The sequence below is a fragment of the Aurantimonas coralicida DSM 14790 genome (genome assembly GCF_000421645.1).
GTDB lineage: Bacteria > Pseudomonadota > Alphaproteobacteria > Rhizobiales > Rhizobiaceae > Aurantimonas > Aurantimonas coralicida.
This window is the reverse complement of record NZ_ATXK01000012.1, coordinates 120,123-140,304: the sequence shown is the minus strand read 5'-3', so window position 1 is coordinate 140,304 and position 20,182 is coordinate 120,123. Positions and strand designations below refer to the sequence as shown.

The following is a 20,182-nucleotide window of genomic DNA, read 5'->3' as shown; positions in this document are numbered from 1 at the left end:
GGTGATGTCGGGTCTGGCCTTCACCTTCTCGACGATGGCGAGCCGATGCGGCCCGAGCTTGCCAGATCCAGCAGGACGACCCTGTTTGGCCGGCTCCACGGAACCCGTGCGGGCGTAACGGGCCTGAACTCTCACCGCGGTCGATGGCGCAACCTGAAGCCGCGCCGCCGCCGCACGCCGCGTCTCGCCAGCCGCAACACCACGAACTATCCGAAGCCGCAAGTCCGATGAAACCGATCTTCCCATGGTGCGTATCCTCCCGCACGCAAGGAATCAGAATACGCGGCCAAGCGGAACCATCCGATTCACACTTATTACCGGACGCTCTAACGGCCTTCGGACCCTTGCCGCGCTTGTCCGGCTCGGTGTCGTAGGAGACCTTCTGGTTCTCCTCGAGCCCCGGCAGGCCGGAGGCCTGAACGGCGGAGATATGGACGAAGATGTCCGCGCCGCCATCGTCGGGCTTAATGAAGCCGAAGCCCTTTTCGGTATTGAAGAACTTGACCGTACCGGTCTGTGCCATCGTCGGTATCCCTTATCCTGGCATTACGAGTCGCCGTTTGGCGGTGGCAGGCAAGTCTTGACTAGGAAAGGAACCGATACATCGTGGCCTGAAATTGTACCGCAGACCACCCGGAGGATGCGCCTCCGATACGCAGTTCGTCCATGACCCTTGTTCGCGAGATTGCCCGAAGCCTCCTTCATTGCTATCCCGTTTCCGGCCCGACGAGCGACGTATTCAGGGCGCGTGTCGCGTGCCATTTCGGGACAGGCAATACAGCTTCCACCATCCAAAACCCGCTGTAAAGACGGATCGACGCCGCGATCGGCGGGCTCTTCCCAAGGCATTCATCTCAAATGAAAATACTCGTTTGCGGATTTTCCTCCTTCCCCGGTGCGCCCCACAATCCGACGGAAGCGATGGTGCGAACCCTCGAATCCGACCCGCGCCACGGTGAAGCGTTTCGCGCCGCCGTCCTGCCGGTGGAGTGGGAAACGAGCTGGCCGCGCCTGCGAACCCTGATCGAGACCCTGGCACCGACCAGCGTCGTCCTGTTCGGTCTGCACAAGCGGGCCGAGCGGCTGCGCATCGAACGGGTCGCCCACAACCGCCGCAAGCTCGGACAGGCCGATGCGACAGGCGCGTTTCCCGCCGGGCCGGCGGTGCTCGACGGACCGGAGGCGCTCGCCTGCCGGATGCCATGGGAGACCGTGACATCGGCACTGCGCGGCGCCAGCGTGTCCTTCGAATGGTCGTCGGATGCGGGCGGCTATCTCTGCAACGACACGCTCTACCGCTTGGCCTTCAACGCCGATGCGCTCGGGGTGCGCAATTTCGGCTTCTTCCATGTGCCGCTGAGCGACGAGGCGGCGGCGCAGGCCGACGAGATCGACGGGATGCCGGAGATCTTCTGCAGCATGCCGGCGGCGCGGATTGCCGCCGCGGCGCTGGCCCTCGTGAACGAACTGGGCAGCGGCACGGCCGCCGTCTGATCCACAGAGCCATGCGGGTCGGCTGTCGCCGGCCTAAACTTTGCCCTAAGAGGCACCGCGACACCCATAGGAGCGGCAATGAGCGACACCCCCATCGACGAGGCGGCCCTGGCCGAAGCCTATGAAGAGGCGCTGGCGCTGGAGAAGGCCGGCGACCGCACTGCTGCGGCCGACGCGTATCGCCGCTGCCTGGCGCTCGATCCGGACGACCATGCCGGCGCCGCCGTGCGGATGGCGGCGATGGGCGAGGGCGAGACGCCGGCCTCGGCGGGCGACGCCTATGTGGCGACGCTGTTCGACCAGCATGCCGACGATTTCGAGGACATCCTGGTGCGCCAGCTCGGCTATGGCGTGCCGGGCCTCATCGCCGAGCGGCTGGCGGCGGTCGCGCCGGGACCCTATGAGCGGGCGCTGGATCTCGGCTGCGGAACGGGTCTGGCCGGCGAGGCGCTGCGGGACCGGATTGCGACGCTGATCGGCGTCGATCTGTCGGAAGGCATGATCGAGACCTGCTTCGACAAGGGTGTCTATGATCATCTCTATATCGGCGAGGCGGTCGGCTTCCTGGCGGAATTCGACGAGCCCGAGCCCTTCGATCTCGTCGTGGCGACCGACGTGCTGCCCTATCTTGGCGGGCTCGATCCGCTGTTTGCCGCGACCTCGGCGCGAATGAGCGGCGGCGGCATCTTCGGCTTCTCGACCGAGACCATGCCGGACGCGACTTTTGGCGCACGGGACTTCATGGTCGGGCCGCACCAGCGCTTTCACCACAAGGAGAGCTACGTGCGCGACCGGCTGGCGGCACATGGCTTCGAGACGCTGGAGGCGACGTCGATCGTCGTGCGTCGGCAGGAGGGCGAACCGGCGCCCGGACATCTGGTGCTCGCCCGCAAGCGCTGAGGGCGCCGTTCACGCAGGCGTGCGTCACATCGCGGCAACTCCGGCGGGGCCGGACCGTTCTGCGAGCAGATCCAACCTGCCGGAGACCGTCATGCGAAGAATTCTTACCATCACCACCGCCTGCGTGCTTCTGGTCGCGGCCGGCTGTCAGGGCACGCGCTCGGCCAACAGCTCCGCCGATCGCGGGACGCCGTCGGGCGGGATCGTGCCGGGGCAGATCTCCGACTGATGGCCTGCAACGCGGATGGCCGCTTGCGCGTTGTGGCCGGTATCGAAACAGGAAGGACTCCCACTATGCGCCGCATGCTTGCCGCTCTCCTTGCCACCGCGCTCATGACACCGGTGCTGCCGGCCGCCGCCCAGGAGCCGGTGGGCGTGCGCCTGTCGGAGCGCGAGAAGCAGCAGTCGCGCCGTGTCGTGCTGCCGGACGGGCGCGTCGTGCTGCGGCCCTACAGCCCCGGCTTGCCGTGGCTCTACGGTGTGGGCAGCGTTTACGGCAAGGCATCGGCTCAGCCGCTGGTGAACGGCGTGACGCCCTCGGTGATGGCTGACACGCCGGCCGGCGGCATCGTGCCGGGACAGAACCCGCACTGACCGGGGCGCCGCCGCCGATGCTGCTGGACAGGGGCAGGGCGCCGGGCGAGATTGCGCGACATTCCTCCTTCGGACCGCCCCGATGACCGCATCCGCCTGCTTCCTCCGCCTCCTCTCGGCGCTCACAATCCTCGCCCCGGCCTTGCCCGCCGCCGCCGATCCCGGCGCCGAGGCGGCGGGGCGCGCCTTCTATACGCCGCCCTTCGACGCCGAGCGCGAGTCGGACCGTTTCACCGGCGCCGCGCGGGAGACCCTGGAGCGGCACGAAGCCGAGGCGGCCGGTGGCGACATCGGATGCCTCGACTTCTCCTTCGTCATCGACGGGCAGGATTTCGTCGACACCGAAGTGACCGAGACGCTGACGCTCGCAAGTACTCCGACCGGCGATGACGCGGTGGAGGTGACGGCGCGGTTCAGCAATTTCGGACAGGCGCAGGCGATTGTCTGGACCGTGACCGAGACACCGGCCGGCTGGAAGATCGCCGACGTGGCGAGTCCGGCCGGCGGCTGGCATCTCGCCGAACTCTGCCGATAGTTTTCCTTCAGGAGCCGACCCGATGAAATTCCTTCCCCTTCTTGCCCTGTTGATGCTGGGCGCCTGCGCGACGCCGTCCGACGAGGTGCGCAGCGCCCGCTGGGAGAACAATGCCGCGATGATGGACGGCGCCGTTCCGCGCTGACGGCCGGTGGTGCCGTCGTCAGCGTTGGCGGCGGTGGTGAGGGTTTGGCATGGGTCCCCGGGTCAGGCCCCGGGGATGACGCCGGAGGGGGACTGCTTCCGGGACGCTTCGAGCGGCCGGTTTCGGGCGTTCAGGCGGTTGAAACGGCGGCTGGTCCGTGCGAGGGGCGCGCCCAACTTCCCTGACGACACCGCCATGGAGCCGCCCGTGTCCGACCTTGCCCTTCGCGCCAATGCGCCCTTCGACCTGGCACCGCTCGCCCGGCTGCTGGTCGAGGCCGACGACCTCGCCCTGGTCAATCCCAACGCCAAGCATCCGTTCGACCCGCTGGAATGGCGGGAGAAATGGCTGAACGAGGCCGACGACGCCTCCTTCTACCTGGTCGACGCGACCGGCCGCGAGGTCGGCTTCTTCGCCCTGCGGGTCGGCATCGGGCCGGAGGTGCGCCACCTCGTCTATGTCTTCGTCGAGGAGGCGGCCCGCGGCGGCGCCGGGGCGCAGCTGGCGGCGCTGGCCGAACAGGCCGCCCGCGATCTCGGCGCCATCTCGGTGACGCTGAAGGTCGAGCTCGACAACGAGCCGGCCTTGCGGGTCTACGAGGCCGCCGGCTACGAGGAACTCGGCCGCCGCAACGGCATGGCCACCATGCGCCGCGACTGGGGCTAGGGGGGCGCTCCCATTCCTTTGCAGTAGCCCCTCATCCTGAGCCTGTCGAAGGGCGAGGGGCGCTTGGCGCTGTGTTCGGCTGGAGGTGTGATCCCCGATCCTTCGACAGGCTCAGGATGAGGGATCAGGGGGCCGTGGGCCCGTCGCCGTCCTACCGCCCCGGGCGGCCGGTCTTGCCGGGCCGGCGCTTGCGCTTCTGGTCGGCGGGGTCCTCGTAGGAGCCGCGGCCGATGCGTTCGCGGCGGATGGGGGCGGCGTCACCTGAGGTGGTGCGTGGTTCGACAGGCTCACCATGAGGGGCGTTGGGGCCCGTGCCCCTGCCCATGCCCGGACCCGTGCCGGAGCCGGTGTCCGCCGCGGGTGAGGCTGTGTCCGTAGGCTTGCGGGTCGCCGGCTTTTTCGGGGCGGGCTTGCCGACCGGCTTTTCGGTGCGACCGACGGTCATTTCGTCCAGCGAGTTCTTGCGGAACAGGCCCGGCCGGTCGGGACGCGCCGTGTCGGTGCCCGGGCCCATGTCGTCGAGGGACGGCTTCTGGAAATACGAGCCGGCAGTCGTGTCGCCGCCCGGCTGGCCCGACGGGCCGTCGGTCGGCGCGCTGGCGTCATGGCCGGCGGGGGAGGCGGCGGCGTCGCCGGGCCTGGGCGGGCGGGCCAGCGGCGCCGGGCGGCGGTCGGAGCCTTCGCCGCGGGGTTTCAGCGGTTCGCCGCGCGGGCCGAACCGTTCGCCGCCGGCAGGCTGGCGGTCGCGCTTGGTCTTGCGGCCGTATTTGGAGCGGCCGGTGACCGGGGAGATCGCCTCCTCCTCCAGTTCGGCGGCCATCGCCATGGGGTCGGCGGCGTCGATGACATTGCCGCCGCCCTTGGCCTTCTTGCCGCCGGAGCCGGAATCGCCGCCGGGCAGGCCGCCGAATTCCAGCTCCTTGGCCTGCAGCCGCTTGATCTCGTCGCGCAGCCGGGCGGCGGTCTCGAAGTCGAGATCGGCGGCGGCGTCGCGCATCTGCTTTTCCAGATGCTCGAGATGGCTCTTGAGATTGTTGCCGACCATGGCGCCTTCCTTGGCGCCCGGGCCGACATCGACCCGCACATGGTCCTTTTCGTAATAGCTGTCGAGAATGTCGGCGATCTGCGCCTTCACCGAGGCCGGGGTGATGCCGTGATCGGCATTGTAGGCCTCCTGCTTCTCGCGGCGCCGGTTGGTCTCGGCGATGGCCCGCTCCATCGAGCCGGTGGTGCGGTCGGCATAGAGCACGACCTTGCCGTCGACATTGCGCGCGGCGCGGCCGATGGTCTGGATCAGCGAGGTCTCGGAGCGCAGGAACCCCTCCTTGTCGGCGTCGAGAATGGCGACGAGACCGCATTCGGGAATGTCGAGGCCCTCGCGCAAAAGGTTGATGCCGACCAGCACGTCGAAGGCGCCGAGGCGGAGATCGCGGATGATCTCGATGCGCTCCAGCGTGTCGATGTCCGAATGCATGTAGCGGACGCGGATGCCCTGCTCGTGGAGATATTCGGTGAGGTCCTCGGCCATGCGCTTGGTCAGCACCGTGGCGAGGACGCGGTAGCCCTTGTCGACGGTGTCGCGGATCTCGCCGACGAGGTCGTCGACCTGGCTGCGGGCCGGGCGGATCTCCACCGGCGGGTCGATCAGGCCGGTGGGGCGGATGACCTGTTCGGCGAAGACGCCGCCGGCCTCCTCCATTTCCCACGAGCCGGGGGTGGCCGAGACCGCGACGGTCTGCGGCCGCATAGCGTTCCACTCCTCGAAGCGCAGCGGCCGGTTGTCCATGCAGGAGGGCAGGCGGAAGCCGTATTCGGCCAGCGTCGCCTTGCGGCGGAAGTCGCCGCGATACATGGCGCCGATCTGCGGCACGGTGACGTGGCTCTCGTCGATGAAGACCAGGGCGTTGTCGGGCAGGTATTCGAACAGGGTCGGCGGCGGGTGGCCGGGCTGGCGGCCGGTGAGGTAGCGCGAATAGTTCTCGATGCCGGGGCACGAGCCGGTGGCCTCGATCATCTCGATGTCGAAGCGGGTACGCTGCTCGAGCCGCTGGGCTTCCAGCAGGCGGCCGGCCTTTTCCAGCTCGACGAGGCGGTGGCGCAGCTCCTCCTTGATGAGGCGCACGGCCTGGTTCAGCGTCGGCCGCGGCGTGACATAGTGGGAGTTGGCGTAGATCTTCACCGACTTGAGGTCGTCGGTCTTCTGGCCGGTCAGCGGGTCGAATTCCTGGATCGACTCGATCTCGTCGCCGAACAGCGAGATGCGCCAGGCCCGGTCTTCCAGATGGGCCGGGAAGATCTCGATCGTGTCGCCGCGCACCCGGAAGGAGCCGCGCTGGAAATCCATGTCGCGGCGCTTGTACTGCTGGGCGACCAGGTCGGCGAGGAGCTGGCGCTGGTCGAGCCGGTCGCCGATCGACATCTGGAACGTCATCGCCGTGTAGGTCTCGACCGAGCCGATACCGTAGATGCAGGAGACCGAGGCGACGATGATGACGTCGTCGCGCTCCAGGAGGGCGCGGGTGGCGGCGTGGCGCATCCGGTCGATCTGCTCGTTGATCGAGGATTCCTTCTCGATGAAGGTGTCGGAGCGCGGCACGTAGGCTTCCGGCTGGTAATAATCGTAATAGGAGACGAAATACTCGACGGCATTGTCCGGGAAGAACGCCTTGAACTCGCCGTAGAGCTGCGCCGCCAGGGTCTTGTTAGGGGCAAGGATCAGCGCCGGGCGCTGGGTCTTCTCGATGACATTGGCGACGCTGAAGGTCTTGCCCGAGCCGGTGACGCCGAGCAGCACCTGGGTCTGGTCCTGGTCTGTGATGCCGGAGACGAGGTCGGCGATGGCGGTCGGCTGGTCGCCCTGGGGCGTGTAGTCCGAGGCGATGCGGAACGGCACGCCGCCCTCGGACTTGTCGGGCCGGGCCGGGCGGTGGGGCACCCAGATCTCGCCGTTCTTCAGCAGCGGATTGCCCTCGGAGATCAGCTTGGTGAGGGCGTCGACCGTGGCGGTGACGCCGCCCTCGGGCAGGCCCTTGGCGTCCTCGAGGCTGAGATCCATGCCGGCGACCGGATTGAGCCCGGCGGCGGCGCGCTGCTTGGGATCGCTGGTGCCGCCCATCGAGGTGCCGCGCGACGTCTTGCCGGGCCGCGCGCCGGCGTTGGCCGCCGTCTTGCCGGACTTGGCGGCGGGCTTCGCCTTGGCCTTCGCGGGCTCGGGCTCGGCGGGTGCTTCGCCGTCGGCGACATGCTCGGCCGTGGTCTCCAGCCCCTGGGCGATCTCGTCGGCCCAGCCGGAGACCGGCCCGGCAAATTCCTGCGCCGCCGCGAAATCGGCCTGCGGGGCTTCCGCGAAGCCGCCGCGCCGCGCCGGCGCGCCCGGATCGAAGGGCGCCTCGTCCTCGGCGGTGTCGGAGGCGGGACGCGAGCGGGTGGTGCGGGATCTGGAAGCCATGGCGGAACATATAGGGACCGGCCCCCGGGGTTGGAAGCCGGGCGAACGGGGCAAATTGCGGCGGCGTGCCGGCGTCTACGCGGCGCGCTGCCGCAGCAGCCAGGCGCGGACCTCTTCGACCGCCGCCGACTGGCGGGCGCGCGGCGTGACGACGTGGAAATCGCTGTCGCCGCGCAGCGATTGCGGCACGGCGAGGACAAGGCGCCCGGCGGCCAGATCCTGCGCGACCAGGAAGCGGCTGGCGAGGGCGACGCCCTGTCCGGCGATGGCGGCGTCGATGGCCAGGGCGGTCTGGTTGAAGCGTACGTGCCGGGCAGTGTCGGGCAGGCGGGTTCGCAGGATCGTGTCGGCGAATTGCGGCCACAGATCATGGGCGTCGTCGAGCAGCACCATTCCGTCGAGCGGTGCGGTGCCGGAAGACGCGGCCAGCGCCGTCGCCAAGGCCAGGGCACAGACCGCGACGATCTCCTGGGCGAACAGCGGATCGGCGCGCAGGCCCGGCCCGAAGGGCGGGCGCCCCTGCCGCACGGCGAGATCGACGCCGTCGGACTGGAAGTTCGCGAGGCGGTCCGAGGCGGAAATCCGCAACTCGATGTCGGGATGGGCGACCGCGAAATCCGGCAGGCGCGGGATCAGCCATTTCGCCGCGAAGGTCGGCGTGACGCTGATGGTCAGATGGCGCGGCGCCGATTTGAGGGCGGCCGTCGCGTCGGCCATCAACTCGAAGGCCCGTCCGAGCTGGGCGGCATAGGCCCGGCCCTGGTCGGTCAGCGCCAGGCCGCGCGGCAGGCGGTCGAACAGCGACAGGCCGAGTTCGGCTTCGAGCCCGCGCACCTGCTGGGCGACGGCGCCCTGCGAGACGCGGAGCTCCTCGGCCGCCTGCCGGAAATTGCCATGGCGGGCGGCGACCGCGAAGGCGCGCAGGCCGTTCAGCGGCGGCAGGCGGGGAGAGCGTCCGTGCATCCAGTAGATTTCCTGCAGTGTGACAGCCGAACTTCTGCATAGTCCCGATCGGAGGGCGGTGCCAGAATTGCCCGATCGAAGCCCCGCCGCCCGGCGCGGGCCGAACGGAAAGGCATCCAGATGACCCAGAAGGTAGCGATCGTCACGGCCGGTGGCAGCGGCATGGGTGCGGCGACGGCGCGACGCCTGGCGGCGGATGGTTTTCGCGTCGCGATCCTGTCGTCCTCCGGCAAGGGCGCGGCGCTGGCCGAGGAACTGGGCGGCTTCGGCGTGACCGGGTCGAACCGCTCGCCGGACGATTTGCAGCGGCTGGTCGACGGGACGATGGATCGCTGGGGCCGCATCGACGCGCTGGTCAACAGCGCCGGCCACGGCCCGCGCGGGCCGGTGCTGGATCTCACCGACGACGACTGGCACGAGGGCATGGAGGTGTATTTCCTCGGCGCGGTCCGGCCGATCCGGCTGGTGACGCCGATCATGGTCGCCCAGAAGGCCGGCGCCATCGTCAACATCTCGACCTTCGCGGCCTTCGAGCCGGATCCGGTGTTCCCGACCTCCGGCGTCTTCCGGGCCGGGCTGGCCGGCTTCGCCAAGCTCTTCGCCGACCGCTACGCCGCCGACAATGTGCGCATGAACAACGTCCTGCCGGGCTTCATCGACAGCCTGCCGGAGACCGACGCGCGCCGCCAGCGGGTGCCGATGGGCCGCTACGGCACCAGCGCCGAGATTGCCGCGACGGTGGCGTTCCTCGTCTCGGAGGGCGGCGGCTACATCACCGGCCAGAATTTGCGCGTCGACGGCGGCATCACGCGGTCCGTCTGAGGGGCTGTTCGCTGAATTCGATCGGAAGAACCGGGGGCCGTAACCGCCGTCGCGCCGCGCGCGAGGCGGCCTCGCGGGCGGCGGGTTGCAATGCGCGATCGGTGCACGGCTAAGTTATGTAAGGTCTTGGTAACCATGAGAATTAGCACGTCGGATATAATCTAAGGCGCACTTATAGTTCAAGGCAGGGCGGGAGAGAAAGTCATCTCGCAGACATGATGTCGTCCTGTCTTTCCGGGGAGCCGGAATGTCCCTTCAAACCTGTTATGCGTATGGGACTTCGAACAGATGACCTCGATCAATACCAATACATCGGCCATGACGGCGCTGCAGAGCCTGTCGATGATCAACAGCAACCTCGACCAGACCCAGAACCGGATCTCGACCGGTTACCGGGTGGGCGCAGCCTCCGACAATGCCGCCTACTGGTCGATCGCGACCACGATGCGGTCCGACAACAAGGCGCTGGGCGCCGTCGAGGACGCCCTCGGCCTCGGCCAGGCCAAGGTCGACACCGCCTATACCGGCATGAACGCCGCCATCGACGTGGTCGACGAGATCAAGGTCAAGCTGGTCGCGGCCAAGGAGCCCGGCGTCGACCGCAACAAGATCCAGTCGGAGATCGGCGAGCTGCAGAAGCAGCTGGCCTCGATCGCCACCTCGGCCTCCTTCTCCGGCGAGAACTGGCTGAGCTTCAACGACGTCGAAGGCACCTCGAAGAGCGTCGTCGCCTCCTTCAACCGCTCGTCGGCCGGGGCCGTCAGCGTCGGCACCATCGACATCGACACGTCAGGGCTCAAGCTCTTCGGTGACAATTCGAGTGCTGTCCCGGCGACCCTCTACAAGAACGGCATCCTCGACGTCCGCACCCTGGGCACGACGATCCTGGACAATGACGGCAATGAAGCGACGTTGGGAGATCAGTTGATCCTCAACGTCTCCGGCCTGGATATCTCGACCACGGCGCTGAACCAGGCGAAGGTGAACGCCGCCACGGGCGAGGCTGTCGCTGGCCAGCCCAACTACCTCTCGGTCGATGACGTGCTCAGCAAGATGATCACCAATGTCGAGACTGCGCTCGGCAAGATGACCACCGCCGCTTCCAACCTCGGCGCCGCCAAGAGCCGCATGGATATCCAGTCGGAGTTCGTCTCGAACCTGCGCGATTCCATCGAGAAGGGCGTCGGTACGCTGGTGGATGCGGACATGACCGAAGAGTCGACCCGCCTGAAGGCGCTGCAGACCCAGCAGCAGCTGGGCGTCCAAGCCCTGTCCATCGCCAACAATTCCTCGCAGTCGCTGCTGTCGCTCTTCCGTTAAAAGGCGGCAACCGGACGCTGAGATTGACGGGTCCGGCCGCAAGGCCGGGCCCGTTTTTGTGTGCGGGGCGGGCAGGACCAACAGCCGTCAACTTGGGCGGCTTCGGGCGATATCGTCGTTCACCACTGCGGTATGCGCTGTCCGCTTCAAGCCGAAAGCCGACCGGCAGCTCTGGGGGGGCGCCGAGCAGCTGCCCTTCCGCTTCCGACCACAGCTGACATGGATCCGATCCGCGAACTCCCATACGGGCCCGCAGCATGGCGCTGCATCATGAGGCCGGACAGATGGCAGCGCCCGACTACGCCAATACCCACTTTGCCTCTTGCTTCTTCGGGGGCGTCCACAGATGTCATTCTGCAAATCCTTCGCGCGTCTTACTCCGTTTGATCGCCGGCTCCCGCAGCCGAATACCGGATTTCCCTACGGTGCCGCGCTGGCCTGACGACGTCACCACCCACCTCGCCGCAATGTGGCAACGGAATGGCGTTCGGGCCGTTTGTCCTGCGAATGGACGAACCAAGGAGCGCAATTGATGACGAGTGATACCCGGAACGCGGCGGGGCGGGCCGACCAGGCGGGCAGGGGGCGCGGGGCCGTGCGGCCGTCGCAGATTCCCGCCGCGGGCTGGAAGGACGTGGCCTGGCGGGTCTTTGCCGAGATCAGCGACGACCGGGTGATGCTCGTGGCGGCCGGCGTGACCTATTACCTGCTGCTGGCCTTCGTCCCGGCCCTGTCGGCGCTCGTCTCGGTCTATGGCCTGTTCGCCGATCCCGCCACGGTGCAGGAGCACGCCGCGATGCTGCAGGCGCTGATCCCCGGCGGCGGCATGGAGATCATCAACGAACAGCTGACGCGGCTGGCCTCGCAGGGCAACACCACGCTGGGCTTCACCTTCGTCATCTCGCTGGCCATCGCTTTGTGGAGCGCCAATGCCGGCATGAAGGCGCTGTTCGAGGCGATGAACGTCGCCTATGACGAGGCGGAAAAGCGCAGCTTCGTCACGCTGACCCTGACCTCCTTCGTCTTCACGCTGGGGGCGATCGTCGCGGCGATCCTGTTCATCGGCCTCGTCGTCGGCCTGCCGCTGGCGCTTGACCTCCTGGGCATCGGCACCGACACGAAATGGCTGGTCAGCATCGCCAGCTATGCCGCGATCTTCCTGCTGGTGTCCTTCGGCATTGCGGCGCTGTACCATTGGGGCCCGAGCCGCACCCGCGCCAAATGGCGCTGGATCACCCCGGGCACCGTGCTGACGGTGGTGGTGATCGTCGTCGTCTCGCTGCTGTTCTCCTGGTACGTCGCCAATTTCGGCTCCTACAACGCCACCTACGGCTCGCTGGGCGCGCTGATCGGCTTCATGACCTGGATCTGGATCTCCACCACGATCCTGATCGTCGGCGGCGAGGTGAATGCCGAGATGGAGCACCAGACCGCCCGCGACACGACCCGCGCGCCGGCGCAGCCGCTGGGCTCGCGCGGCGCCACCATGGCCGACACGGTTGGCCGGGCGTCGGTGTCGCTGGAGGAGCCGGACCTGCCGACCCGGCGCGAGGAACTGGAAGACTTCCTGCACCGGCGGCGCGGCACGGCGAAGATCGTGGCCGTGGCGCTGCCGACCGCCCTGTTCCTGACCTGGATCATGCGCAACCGCGAGCGCGCCTGAGGCATGCCGGCCGCGGCGGCGCGGCCGGATGACGGTCAAACGTGGGGGATCGGCTCCGTCCCGGCCCGCCCGGACGCCGGCCTGGCGCCCGCGGCCAGCGATGCGGGCGTCAGGCGGCGCTGTAGCGCTTGCGATAGGCGGCGAAATCGTCGCTGCGATATAGCGCGTCGACCTCGTCCATGGTCAGGGAGGTCTCGTCGGTGTCGATCGAGACGCTGTAGCGGGGCGTGTCCTGGTCTTCCATCGCGCTGCAGATCGCCTCGGCCAGCGTGTCGAAGCGCTTGTGCGAGACGCCGCCGCGCGGGCTGACGCGGCGCGCCGACTTGGCCCAGAAGAAATCGGCGGGCAGATCGAAATTCAGGGAAGACATACGTCAGCTCCGTTGGTTGGACGCCGCGCGCGCCCGTCGGGCGCTGCGTCCCCCTCATATAGGGCGCCGGTTCGCATTGACCTGTAAATGGCCGGCCGGCGCCGCGCCGTTCAGCCGAGGTTCAGCCGCCTGCCACCATGCTGGCGGCCATGATCACCATTCGTCATCGCCCCGCTTCGGCTCCAGACCGCCGGTCGCTCCGCCCTTCGCGGACCGCACCGGGCCGGTCGGTCGCGCCGTCCTCCGGCGAGCGCTGCGGGGCGGCCGGGGGCGTGCCCGGGCCGCTCTCCGCCGAACCGCCCATGGCCCGCGCCGCCCGGCGGCTGCGCCAGGCCGAGGCCGGCTGGCTGGCCACCGCGCTGCGCGACGACGGCCGCGCCTGACCCGCCGCGTCGGCCGCTTGCGGGCGGGCCGCGCTGTTCCATCCCGGCACAAAGCGCCGCCTGTTCATTCTTCGCTTACCAAACCCGGCTAGCTTTCGGCTGTCCGCTCGAGTTTCGCGGAAGACGAAAGGCCATCGCATGGTATCGCGTATTCGCGAATGGCGCTTCGCTGCGCTCGCCGTCGCCTGTATCGTGACGGCGAGCCTTTCCTCGCAGCATGCCGCCGCCCAGACAGGCTTCGCGCCCCCGGTCCCGCCCGGCGACATTCCGCAATCGGGCGGCATGGTCTGGGGTGGCCACGTTCCGTCGGCCGGCGAGGGCTACCGGCCGAGCGTCGCACGGCCGGATGGCGTCGCCGCCGCGCCGCCGGCGGCCCCCGAACCGCTTGCCGCGACCCAGCCGATCGTCCGCGCCGCGCCGGCAGCCCCAGCCGCCGCCGCGTCGTCGGCCTCGACGACGAGCTCGCTCTATCAGGATCTTCTCGGCCGCCGCGCCAGCGTGCCCGCCGCCGCGCCGCTGCAGCCGGCCGGCAATGGCGCCCTGCCGCCGCTGGACGCGCCCCGCAGCGTCGGCGGCGAGACAAGCTCAGCCGCGCCGGCCGCCGATCCCTGGACCGGCCTAAAGGCGGTGACCGCCGCACCGCCGCCGCAGCGGCGCGACGCGCCGGCGACCCCGAAGATCGTGCCGCAGCGCAGCGTCGTCGCCTCGCTGGGGGAGGCGCGCAAGCCGGCCCCCCAGAGCCCGGTGCCGGGTCGCGGCGCGCTGGAGAACCAGACGCCGAGCGGCTACCGCGCCATGCCGCGCTCAGAAGCCATGTGCCGGACGGCCCTGCGCAAGATGGGCGTGAGCTTCGTCGACATCGATCCGGTCAGCAGGGGCAAGTCCTGCGGCATCGCCCATCCGGTGAAGATCACCGCGATCGCCAAGGGCGTCGCCATGAAGCCGGCCGCGACGATGAACTGCGCCGCCGCCGCGCGGATCTCGCAATGGGTCGAGGACGAGGTGAAGTCCGCCGCGCGTTGGAAATTGTGGAAGCGGCCGACGGCGGTGCTCAACGCCTCCTCCTATCGCTGCTCGCGCATTGCCGGTTCGCGCACCGTCTCCGAGCACGCCAAGGGCAACGCCCTCGACGTGCGCGGCTTCGCCTTTTCCGACGGCTCGGTGGTGGCCGTGGAGAAGAAAGGCTTCTTCTCCTTCCGCGAGAAGGGTTTCCAGAAGGCCGTGCGGCTTTCGGCCTGCCGCTATTTCGGCACGGTGCTGGGGCCGGGCTACAATTACGACCACCGCGACCATCTGCATCTCGACGCCAAGAACCGCCGCCGCGTCGTCTGCAAATAGGCGCCGGGACGGGTTGCGGCGGCGCCGGCCCGGATCGTAGGGTCGCCTGACTTTATGAACCTGCAACCGGACGAGACATGCCGGGAGGCATCATGGCCGATGATTTTCCGCAGGGGACGGTCCACCGGGCCGGCGAGGACATGCAGGCGGCGCTGACGGCGGAGCCGGAGGTGCTGGGTCTGTGGCAGAAGCTGACGCCGCTCGGGCGCAACGAGTTCATCTGCTGGGTCGAGGACGCCAAGCAGGCAAAGACGCGGCAGCGGCGCATCGAACGCACCATCGACGAATTGCGCGAGGGCCGGAAGCGGCCCTGCTGCTGGGCCGGCTGCATCCACCGCACGGACAAGGCGCCGAGCCCGTGGCAGCAGGCGGTGCTGATCGACGGGAAGACACGCAAGGGGTGATCCGGGCGGCGAAGGGCTGCGGCAGGCCGGCTTGGCGGACGGCGCCTCGGGCTAGCCCGCGTCGGCTGCGCGCTTGTCGCGGCGCTTTTCCTTCGCCTCGTAGATCGTCTTGGCGAGTTCGCCGAGGGAGCCGAGGAACATGCCGGTGGAGCCGGCAACGAACATCCAGACGGCCAGCGTGTACCACTCCTCGAAGGCCTTGAAGAACAGCACCGAGCCGATGACGAAGAGGAGATTGCCGACGAGGCCGATACCGAGATGGATGTAGCCGAAGTCGCGAACGAGAATTTGCAGCATGTTGGACCTTCGGAATGCGTGGCGTCTGTGCGGTGACGACGGCAGGGCGACACCCGCTGGCTTGCCTGTCTGAGGCGGCCGGCGCGCCGATCCCTGCCGGTACGGCATAACGGTCCCTGCCACGACAAGGCAACCGGGCGGCGGTGTCCTTGCTGCGGGATCGACCACCAGGAAGGGGTCGCCGGCTTGTCCGGGTGATGCTGCGCCGTGCAGGGCAGGCGGCTTGCCGGCCGACGCGGCGGTGACATCCCTGCAGCCGTCGCGGTCTCGCGGTTGCGGGCGGCTTGCCGCTGATGCAATGCGTCTGGGTCGCGCAGCGCCGAGCCGAGCTGGGCCGCGTTCCGCGCTAGGGGAGATCCGATGACGCCCGCATTCACCGCCGTCACCTATGTCGCGGCCGCGCTGGCCGAGATCGCCGGCTGCTTCGCCATGTGGTCATGGCTACGGTCCGGTGCCTCGGCGCTCTGGCTGGTGCCGGGTCTGGCCAGCCTGGCGCTGTTCGCCTTCCTCCTGACGCTGGTGCCGGTGGAGGCGGCGGGACGGGCCTATGCGGCCTATGGCGGCGTTTATATCGCCGCCTCGCTCGGCTGGCTGTGGCTGGTGGAGGGCAGCCGACCGGACCGCTGGGACATGGCCGGCGCCGGGCTCTGCCTCGTCGGCGCGGCGATCATCCTGTGGGCGCCGCGCGGTGCCTGACAGCGGGGCTCAGTCGGCGATGGTCTCGGCCGGCACGGCGGTCGGGCGGCCCTCGTCGTCGATCGCCACCATGACGAAGGTGCCCTCGGTGACCTTGGTGCGCTCGTGGCGGGCGCGGCCCTTGGCCCAGGCCTCGATGGACAGGGTGATCGAGGTGCGGCCGACCTTGTCGATGGTCGAATAGACGCAGAGCGTGTCGCCGATCTTCACCGGCTTCTTGAAGATCAGCGTGTTGACCGCGATGGTGGCGACGCGGCCGCGGGCCCGCTCGGCGGCGCGGATGCCGGCGGCCAGATCCATCTGCGACATCACCCAACCGCCGAAGATGTCGCCATTGGCATTGGCGTCGGCCGGCATGGCCGGCAGCCGGATGGTCAGTTCGCCCCGGGGCTGTTCGTCGGTCTCGTCCATCGCGCGTCTCCTCATTGGCCCGAATGGCATAGCAGACGCGGCGGGACTTGGCAGCGGTGACGGACGGATCGCGCGGGGGTGCGGGCGAAGCGGCATCCTGGCCGAGCCTGCGGCGGCGTTCGGCCGCGATCAGCTCTGGCAGGGCGGGGCGCCGCTCTCCGGCTCTTCCGGGACCAGATGCCCGTCGGGCTGGCGGATCAGCACCCGGCGCTGGCCGCGATAGCGGAAGACTAGCCGGTGGCGCCCGGCATCGGCGCCGACGCCGCGCTCGACCGTGCCGCGGACATTGCCGCGGCGCAGCTCGGTCCGGAAGAAGGCCACCGGCAGGCCGAAGGCGGCGGCCACCGCCGTGCTGTCGACCTCGACGTCACCGCTGTCGTCCTGGGGAGCGTGGTCGGCCATCAGGCGCGCGCCGCCACGCGCGGCGCATTGCCCGCCTCGGCCAGCGGGAACAGCGACAGGATGTCGATCTCGCGTTTCGGCAGGTCGGCGAAGCTGTAGCGGTCGAGGACGGCGAGGAAGGCGGTGACCGCTTCGGCGAGGACGCCGCTCATGCCGCAGGCCGGCTGGATGATGCAGCGGCCGCAATCGGCGAGGTCGAACCCGTCCTCGGTCGCCCGCACCAGCTCGCCGACGGAGATCTGCGACGCGGGACGGGCAAGGCGGATGCCACCGGCGCGCCCGCGCAGGGTCGTGACATAGCCGGCCTTGCCCAGTTCGTGGACCACCTTGGTCAAATGGTTGCGCGAAATGCCGTAGGCCTCGGAAATGTCGGCCACCGAGGAGAGGCCGTCGGGCCGCGCGGCGAGGTAGATCACGACGCGCAGCGCATAGTCGGTGTAGCGGGTAAGGCGCATGCGCCGGGCTCCCTTTCGCTGTGCCGATAAAACATATATCAGAAATACATATTTAGCCAGCGGCGTCGTCCGCCGGCCTGCCGCGAGGTCGCCCCATGTCCGAGGACCGCATTGTTTCGCCGATCGTCGACGAGGATTCGCTGCGCCTGCTGGTCGCTGATTTCTATGACCGGGTGCGCGCCGACCCGGTGCTGGGGCCGGTGTTCGAGGGGGCGGTGACGGACTGGCCGGCGCATCTGGAGCGGCTGACGGCCTTCTGGTCGTCGGTGATGCTCACCTCGGGCCGCTACAAGGGCAATCCCTTCGCCGTCCACCACCGCCATCGCGGCGAGATCGATCTCGCCATGTTCGACCGCTGGCTCGGCCTGTGGCGCGAGACGACCAGCCGGCGCTTTCCGGCGGCGACGGCCGCGGTGTTCCACGAGAAGGCGGAGCGGATCGCTGACAGCCTGAAGGCCGGGCTGTTCTTCCGGCCGGAGCTCGCCGATCTGCGGCCGGCCCATCCGCGCAGCCAGTGACCGTCAGTCGGTGTTTTGACGGGTCTGCCGCTCTAGGGCGTCGTCGTCGCTGTCGCAGCGATTGATCGCCTGCCAGTACCAGCCATCGCTCTGGACCAGCGACAGGAGCAGGCGGCGATCGACCGATCCGGCATGGCCGGCGGGCACCCCGTCCATGCCGGCGGCCGGCGCGGGGCGGGCGGCATCGTCGCCATGCAGCCGCGGCGGCTCCTCACGCGACAGCTTGATGTGGCCGGAGCGCAGCGACCAAAGGAACGAGGTGATCGCCGACTGGCAGCGGATCATCGACAGCCGGTCGGGCTGGCGGTCGGCGGGAACGGTGGCGGCGATGCTGTCGATGGCCTCGCTGAGCGCGGCGAGGCGCAGCGGCAGCGCCGCCGCCGCTTCGCCCGAGTGGAAGTAATGCAGCGCCGGATAGGCCAGATGCTGCTGGCCGAGGGTGATGATGTTCGGGGACAGCGTATCGAGGATGCTGGCGAGCCGCCCATAGCCGTCGCCGTCCCGGCACTGGCTCAGAATTCCGTCCGGCGTGCTGCCGAGGCCGTGAATGGTGATCGCCAGCTGGCGCTTGGCGACCGCCGCCGAGATCACCGGCACGAGATAGGTGACCGACAGGGTCAGGGCGAGAAGGCCGTTGGCGGCGCAGAGCGCGGTGAGCAGCTGCCACAGCGCGCCCGACGGCTGGAAATCGCCGAGGCCGAGGGTCGTCAGCGTGTAGCCGGCGACATAGAGCATTTCCACCGCATCGGCCGGCGCCTTGGTCTGGGCGTTGACGATGCCGTCGCCGCCGCCGAGGAAGATCAGCCACCAGCCGAGCCACAGGCCGACAAACCAGACCAGCGCCGAGCCGGCGAGAATGAGCGGGCCGGCGGCCGACAGGAGCCGATGGCCGCGCTCGCCGCCATCGGAAATCCGGAGCGCCAGCCGCCACGCCCCCTGCATGGACCAGGCGGTGAGCGGGCCGGCGCCGCGGGCCGTCAGGGTGGTCAGGCCGATTTCGATGATGGTCCAGGCGACGAGGGCCGCGCCGAGAAGCGAGAGAAGGATCATGGCGAGTGTTCCGGATCGGGGCCGTGAGGGAAGCGGTGAAGAGGACGCGTCCAGCGCCAACGCGGCACGCTGCGATCCGATCCCGAAAACGTGAAGCGGGTTGAGGCGGCAGCGGCGGGAAGGCGGTGCGCTGCGCCGATCGCGGCAATCCTGCATGGCTGCCTTGCACGCGGCCCGGTGCCACGTGCCCCCGGCGCGGCCTATCTGTTGCATTGCAACATGAAACAGACCGGAGACCCATCATGGCCCCTCAGACTTCTCCCAGCCGTCCCCGCCGCTTCCACCAGCGCGTTGCCGGCTTCTTCGTCGAGGCTGCCGCGGTTATCGAGGATGCCCGCCGCATGCGCGACGAGTATCGCCGCAACCATCGCGGCATGATCGAGTAGGCAGGATCGACACCGGCGCCGTCTGGCGCCGGGCGGACAATCGCGGCTGAGACAACGCCGCGCGATGCCGAGCCGTGTGCCGTCAGGCTTCGGCGTGCCGCGCTTTACCCCAGCGCCGCATTGACGACATCCGCAAAGCTGTGTCGCCTCGGCCTGCAAGTGCCTGATCCAGAGCCAAACTTCCCCGTGGCGATTCCCAAAATCTCATAGTTGTGTCGCCAGCGAAGGAATGGTGCAGGTGATGTTTCCGGTCGGCAGACGACTTATATCGCGATAGGCGAGGTCAAGCCACCAGCCGGTGCCTATCGTGATCGCTCCGAGAACCTCCATCCACAGGCCGAAATGATCGGAATTGGACAGATTGCGCTGGTTATTCGATCCATTTAGAATATCGCGCAGATACCGTCGCGAACAAGCTTTAAGTCTCCATCCGCACTGTCGTATAGATTACCCAAGTCAGCCGCAAAACCCACCGCGTCGGATCTGTAGCGGTTGATCGTGAAATAGCCATAAAAATTTCCAGAGTCATCGACCAAAACCGGGACATCTTTGCTGGATGTGTACTCATTCCAAGGGCTTTTTGAGCTGTACTGACTACCGTAGCTGCCATATTCATTAAAAAGACCGCCACTGGAATACTCACTACCATGCGACCCATATTCATTACAGAGAGAGTCAGGAGAATATTCCGAACAATCTAGACAACCGAGATAATCATCATGCCCAACTCCGCCAAAAAGCATCATTTTAGCTTGAGGTGGTGAAATCGCACCGAACATAACGATAAATGTAATTACGATTCTCAATATGTTCATAGGTTGTACGCCCGTTTACAGAGGTGCCAAAATCTCCTCCCATGCATAGTACATGATTCGCTCATCGTGTTACCGCTGGATTTTCGGTCTTGATGCGTTTCGCTCTA

The 20,182-nt window shown here is 68.2% G+C and carries 25 protein-coding genes and 1 pseudogene; 15 read left to right on the top strand and 11 right to left on the bottom strand.

Features of this window, described 5'->3' with window-relative positions; all coding sequences use genetic code 11:
- Both H536_RS25515 and H536_RS23900 read right to left on the bottom strand, forming a co-directional pair.
- Positions 1–246: helix-turn-helix domain-containing protein (locus H536_RS25515; protein WP_155898378.1), on the bottom strand; the 246-nt coding region annotated here is incomplete at its 3' end.
- A gap of 82 nt (positions 247–328) precedes the next feature.
- A pseudogene (locus H536_RS23900) lies at positions 329–523 on the bottom strand (cold-shock protein); the annotation flags it as partial.
- Between the two features lie 335 nt (positions 524–858).
- On the opposite strand from H536_RS23900, the gene H536_RS23435 reads away from it, so the two are divergent.
- The 7 genes from H536_RS23435 to H536_RS0119690 all read left to right on the top strand — a co-directional run bounded on the left by H536_RS23435 (position 859) and on the right by H536_RS0119690 (position 4,334).
- Positions 859–1,494 (top strand): pyroglutamyl-peptidase I, encoded by a 636-nt coding sequence (locus tag H536_RS23435; protein WP_081651998.1) that lies wholly within the window; start codon positions 859–861, stop codon positions 1,492–1,494.
- Between the two features lie 78 nt (positions 1,495–1,572).
- Positions 1,573–2,394, top strand: a complete 822-nt coding sequence (locus H536_RS0119715) for a class I SAM-dependent DNA methyltransferase (RefSeq protein ID WP_024352084.1) — start codon at positions 1,573–1,575, stop codon at positions 2,392–2,394.
- 91 nt (positions 2,395–2,485) lie between these two features.
- Entirely contained in the window at positions 2,486–2,623 is a 138-nt protein-coding gene (locus H536_RS24565; protein ID WP_155898565.1) for a hypothetical protein, read from the top strand.
- 65 nt (positions 2,624–2,688) lie between these two features.
- Positions 2,689–2,988, top strand: coding sequence for a hypothetical protein (locus H536_RS0119705; RefSeq protein ID WP_024352083.1), 300 nt, complete (start codon positions 2,689–2,691; stop codon positions 2,986–2,988).
- Positions 2,989–3,070: 82 nt separating this feature from the next.
- Positions 3,071–3,523 carry a hypothetical protein gene (locus H536_RS0119700; RefSeq protein WP_024352082.1) on the top strand — a complete coding sequence of 151 codons (453 nt, stop codon included), beginning with the start codon at positions 3,071–3,073 and terminating at the stop codon, positions 3,521–3,523.
- Positions 3,524–3,545: 22 nt separating this feature from the next.
- Positions 3,546–3,668: a hypothetical protein gene (locus H536_RS25385; RefSeq protein WP_266102081.1), complete on the top strand. Its 123-nt coding sequence runs from the start codon at positions 3,546–3,548 to the stop codon at positions 3,666–3,668.
- A 207-nt stretch (positions 3,669–3,875) separates the two neighbouring features.
- Positions 3,876–4,334: a GNAT family N-acetyltransferase gene (locus H536_RS0119690; protein ID WP_024352081.1), complete on the top strand. Its 459-nt coding sequence runs from the start codon at positions 3,876–3,878 to the stop codon at positions 4,332–4,334.
- A 151-nt stretch (positions 4,335–4,485) separates the two neighbouring features.
- Here H536_RS0119690 and uvrB read toward each other — a convergent pair whose 3' ends face one another.
- Positions 4,486–7,782, bottom strand: a complete 3,297-nt coding sequence (gene uvrB, locus H536_RS0119685; RefSeq protein ID WP_024352080.1) for an excinuclease ABC subunit UvrB — start codon at positions 7,780–7,782, stop codon at positions 4,486–4,488.
- Positions 7,783–7,857: 75 nt separating this feature from the next.
- Positions 7,858–8,745 (bottom strand): LysR substrate-binding domain-containing protein, encoded by an 888-nt coding sequence (locus H536_RS0119680; protein ID WP_024352079.1) that lies wholly within the window; start codon positions 8,743–8,745, stop codon positions 7,858–7,860.
- A 120-nt stretch (positions 8,746–8,865) separates the two neighbouring features.
- Between H536_RS0119680 and H536_RS0119675 the strand changes: the two genes are divergently transcribed.
- From H536_RS0119675 to H536_RS22835, 3 genes are all read left to right on the top strand, one after another.
- On the top strand, positions 8,866–9,567 hold the full coding sequence (locus H536_RS0119675) for an SDR family oxidoreductase (protein WP_024352078.1): 702 nt from the start codon (positions 8,866–8,868) through the stop codon (positions 9,565–9,567).
- A 288-nt stretch (positions 9,568–9,855) separates the two neighbouring features.
- Positions 9,856–10,887 (top strand): flagellin N-terminal helical domain-containing protein, encoded by a 1,032-nt coding sequence (locus H536_RS0119670; RefSeq protein WP_024352077.1) that lies wholly within the window; start codon positions 9,856–9,858, stop codon positions 10,885–10,887.
- A 532-nt stretch (positions 10,888–11,419) separates the two neighbouring features.
- A complete protein-coding gene (locus H536_RS22835; protein WP_024352076.1) occupies positions 11,420–12,550 on the top strand; it encodes a YihY/virulence factor BrkB family protein in 1,131 nt (376 codons plus the stop codon).
- A gap of 109 nt (positions 12,551–12,659) precedes the next feature.
- Here the strand turns inward: H536_RS22835 and H536_RS24560 are convergent, their stop codons facing one another.
- Entirely contained in the window at positions 12,660–12,920 is a 261-nt protein-coding gene (locus tag H536_RS24560; RefSeq protein ID WP_024352075.1) for a hypothetical protein, read from the bottom strand.
- Between the two features lie 521 nt (positions 12,921–13,441).
- Here H536_RS24560 and H536_RS22830 point away from each other — a divergent pair.
- Together H536_RS22830 and H536_RS0119645 are read left to right on the top strand one after the other, a co-directional pair.
- A complete protein-coding gene (locus H536_RS22830) occupies positions 13,442–14,641 on the top strand; it encodes an extensin-like domain-containing protein (RefSeq protein ID WP_244495464.1) in 1,200 nt (399 codons plus the stop codon).
- A 92-nt stretch (positions 14,642–14,733) separates the two neighbouring features.
- The gene (locus H536_RS0119645; RefSeq protein WP_024352073.1) at positions 14,734–15,045 is read left to right on the top strand and encodes a YdeI/OmpD-associated family protein; all 312 of its coding nucleotides are present in this window, start codon (positions 14,734–14,736) and stop codon (positions 15,043–15,045) included.
- A 51-nt stretch (positions 15,046–15,096) separates the two neighbouring features.
- Here H536_RS0119645 and H536_RS0119640 read toward each other — a convergent pair whose 3' ends face one another.
- Positions 15,097–15,342: a YrhK family protein gene (locus H536_RS0119640; protein ID WP_024352072.1), complete on the bottom strand. Its 246-nt coding sequence runs from the start codon at positions 15,340–15,342 to the stop codon at positions 15,097–15,099.
- Positions 15,343–15,702: 360 nt separating this feature from the next.
- Here H536_RS0119640 and H536_RS0119635 point away from each other — a divergent pair, with 360 nt between their 5' ends.
- The gene (locus tag H536_RS0119635) at positions 15,703–16,038 is read left to right on the top strand and encodes a YnfA family protein (RefSeq protein ID WP_024352071.1); all 336 of its coding nucleotides are present in this window, start codon (positions 15,703–15,705) and stop codon (positions 16,036–16,038) included.
- Positions 16,039–16,047: 9 nt separating this feature from the next.
- Here H536_RS0119635 and H536_RS0119630 read toward each other — a convergent pair whose 3' ends face one another.
- The 3 genes from H536_RS0119630 to H536_RS0119620 form a co-directional block, all read right to left on the bottom strand.
- Positions 16,048–16,449: an acyl-CoA thioesterase gene (locus H536_RS0119630; protein WP_009210213.1), complete on the bottom strand. Its 402-nt coding sequence runs from the start codon at positions 16,447–16,449 to the stop codon at positions 16,048–16,050.
- A 129-nt stretch (positions 16,450–16,578) separates the two neighbouring features.
- Positions 16,579–16,851, bottom strand: a complete 273-nt coding sequence (locus tag H536_RS0119625) for a DUF6522 family protein (RefSeq protein WP_024352070.1) — start codon at positions 16,849–16,851, stop codon at positions 16,579–16,581.
- On the bottom strand, positions 16,851–17,306 hold the full coding sequence (locus tag H536_RS0119620; RefSeq protein WP_024352069.1) for an Rrf2 family transcriptional regulator: 456 nt from the start codon (positions 17,304–17,306) through the stop codon (positions 16,851–16,853). Before H536_RS0119620 ends, H536_RS0119625 begins: the two co-directional genes overlap by 1 nt.
- Positions 17,307–17,401: 95 nt before the next feature.
- On the opposite strand from H536_RS0119620, the gene H536_RS0119615 reads away from it, so the two are divergent.
- Entirely contained in the window at positions 17,402–17,824 is a 423-nt protein-coding gene (locus H536_RS0119615; protein WP_024352068.1) for a group III truncated hemoglobin, read from the top strand.
- Positions 17,825–17,827: 3 nt separating this feature from the next.
- Here H536_RS0119615 and H536_RS0119610 read toward each other — a convergent pair whose 3' ends face one another.
- Positions 17,828–18,874, bottom strand: coding sequence for an ion channel (locus H536_RS0119610; protein WP_024352067.1), 1,047 nt, complete (start codon positions 18,872–18,874; stop codon positions 17,828–17,830).
- A gap of 242 nt (positions 18,875–19,116) precedes the next feature.
- Between H536_RS0119610 and H536_RS24555 the strand changes: the two genes are divergently transcribed.
- Positions 19,117–19,260, top strand: a complete 144-nt coding sequence (locus H536_RS24555; protein ID WP_154653370.1) for a hypothetical protein — start codon at positions 19,117–19,119, stop codon at positions 19,258–19,260.
- Positions 19,261–19,643: 383 nt separating this feature from the next.
- On the opposite strand, the gene H536_RS24550 is transcribed toward H536_RS24555, so the two are convergent.
- Positions 19,644–20,075 carry a hypothetical protein gene (locus H536_RS24550; protein WP_155898563.1) on the bottom strand — a complete coding sequence of 144 codons (432 nt, stop codon included), beginning with the start codon at positions 20,073–20,075 and terminating at the stop codon, positions 19,644–19,646.
- Between the last annotated feature and the right edge of the window lie 107 nt (positions 20,076–20,182).

Bases quoted from the DNA above. Each gene is read 5' to 3' on its own strand.
- H536_RS23435 (WP_081651998.1), top strand. From the start codon at position 859: ATGAAAATACTCGTTTGCGGATTTTCCTCCTTCCCCGGTGCGCCCCAC.
- H536_RS0119715 (WP_024352084.1), top strand. From the start codon at position 1,573: ATGAGCGACACCCCCATCGACGAGGCGGCCCTGGCCGAAGCCTATGAA.
- H536_RS24565 (WP_155898565.1), top strand. From the start codon at position 2,486: ATGCGAAGAATTCTTACCATCACCACCGCCTGCGTGCTTCTGGTCGCG.
- H536_RS0119705 (WP_024352083.1), top strand. From the start codon at position 2,689: ATGCGCCGCATGCTTGCCGCTCTCCTTGCCACCGCGCTCATGACACCG.
- H536_RS0119700 (WP_024352082.1), top strand. From the start codon at position 3,071: ATGACCGCATCCGCCTGCTTCCTCCGCCTCCTCTCGGCGCTCACAATC.
- H536_RS25385 (WP_266102081.1), top strand. From the start codon at position 3,546: ATGAAATTCCTTCCCCTTCTTGCCCTGTTGATGCTGGGCGCCTGCGCG.
- uvrB (WP_024352080.1), bottom strand. From the start codon at position 7,782: ATGGCTTCCAGATCCCGCACCACCCGCTCGCGTCCCGCCTCCGACACC.
- H536_RS0119680 (WP_024352079.1), bottom strand. From the start codon at position 8,745: ATGCACGGACGCTCTCCCCGCCTGCCGCCGCTGAACGGCCTGCGCGCC.
- H536_RS0119675 (WP_024352078.1), top strand. From the start codon at position 8,866: ATGACCCAGAAGGTAGCGATCGTCACGGCCGGTGGCAGCGGCATGGGT.
- H536_RS0119670 (WP_024352077.1), top strand. From the start codon at position 9,856: ATGACCTCGATCAATACCAATACATCGGCCATGACGGCGCTGCAGAGC.
- H536_RS22835 (WP_024352076.1), top strand. From the start codon at position 11,420: ATGACGAGTGATACCCGGAACGCGGCGGGGCGGGCCGACCAGGCGGGC.
- H536_RS24560 (WP_024352075.1), bottom strand. From the start codon at position 12,920: ATGTCTTCCCTGAATTTCGATCTGCCCGCCGATTTCTTCTGGGCCAAG.
- H536_RS22830 (WP_244495464.1), top strand. From the start codon at position 13,442: ATGGTATCGCGTATTCGCGAATGGCGCTTCGCTGCGCTCGCCGTCGCC.
- H536_RS0119645 (WP_024352073.1), top strand. From the start codon at position 14,734: ATGGCCGATGATTTTCCGCAGGGGACGGTCCACCGGGCCGGCGAGGAC.
- H536_RS0119640 (WP_024352072.1), bottom strand. From the start codon at position 15,342: ATGCTGCAAATTCTCGTTCGCGACTTCGGCTACATCCATCTCGGTATC.
- H536_RS0119635 (WP_024352071.1), top strand. From the start codon at position 15,703: ATGACGCCCGCATTCACCGCCGTCACCTATGTCGCGGCCGCGCTGGCC.
- H536_RS0119630 (WP_009210213.1), bottom strand. From the start codon at position 16,449: ATGGACGAGACCGACGAACAGCCCCGGGGCGAACTGACCATCCGGCTG.
- H536_RS0119625 (WP_024352070.1), bottom strand. From the start codon at position 16,851: ATGGCCGACCACGCTCCCCAGGACGACAGCGGTGACGTCGAGGTCGAC.
- H536_RS0119620 (WP_024352069.1), bottom strand. From the start codon at position 17,306: ATGCGCCTTACCCGCTACACCGACTATGCGCTGCGCGTCGTGATCTAC.
- H536_RS0119615 (WP_024352068.1), top strand. From the start codon at position 17,402: ATGTCCGAGGACCGCATTGTTTCGCCGATCGTCGACGAGGATTCGCTG.
- H536_RS0119610 (WP_024352067.1), bottom strand. From the start codon at position 18,874: ATGATCCTTCTCTCGCTTCTCGGCGCGGCCCTCGTCGCCTGGACCATC.
- H536_RS24555 (WP_154653370.1), top strand. From the start codon at position 19,117: ATGGCCCCTCAGACTTCTCCCAGCCGTCCCCGCCGCTTCCACCAGCGC.
- H536_RS24550 (WP_155898563.1), bottom strand. From the start codon at position 20,075: ATGAACATATTGAGAATCGTAATTACATTTATCGTTATGTTCGGTGCG.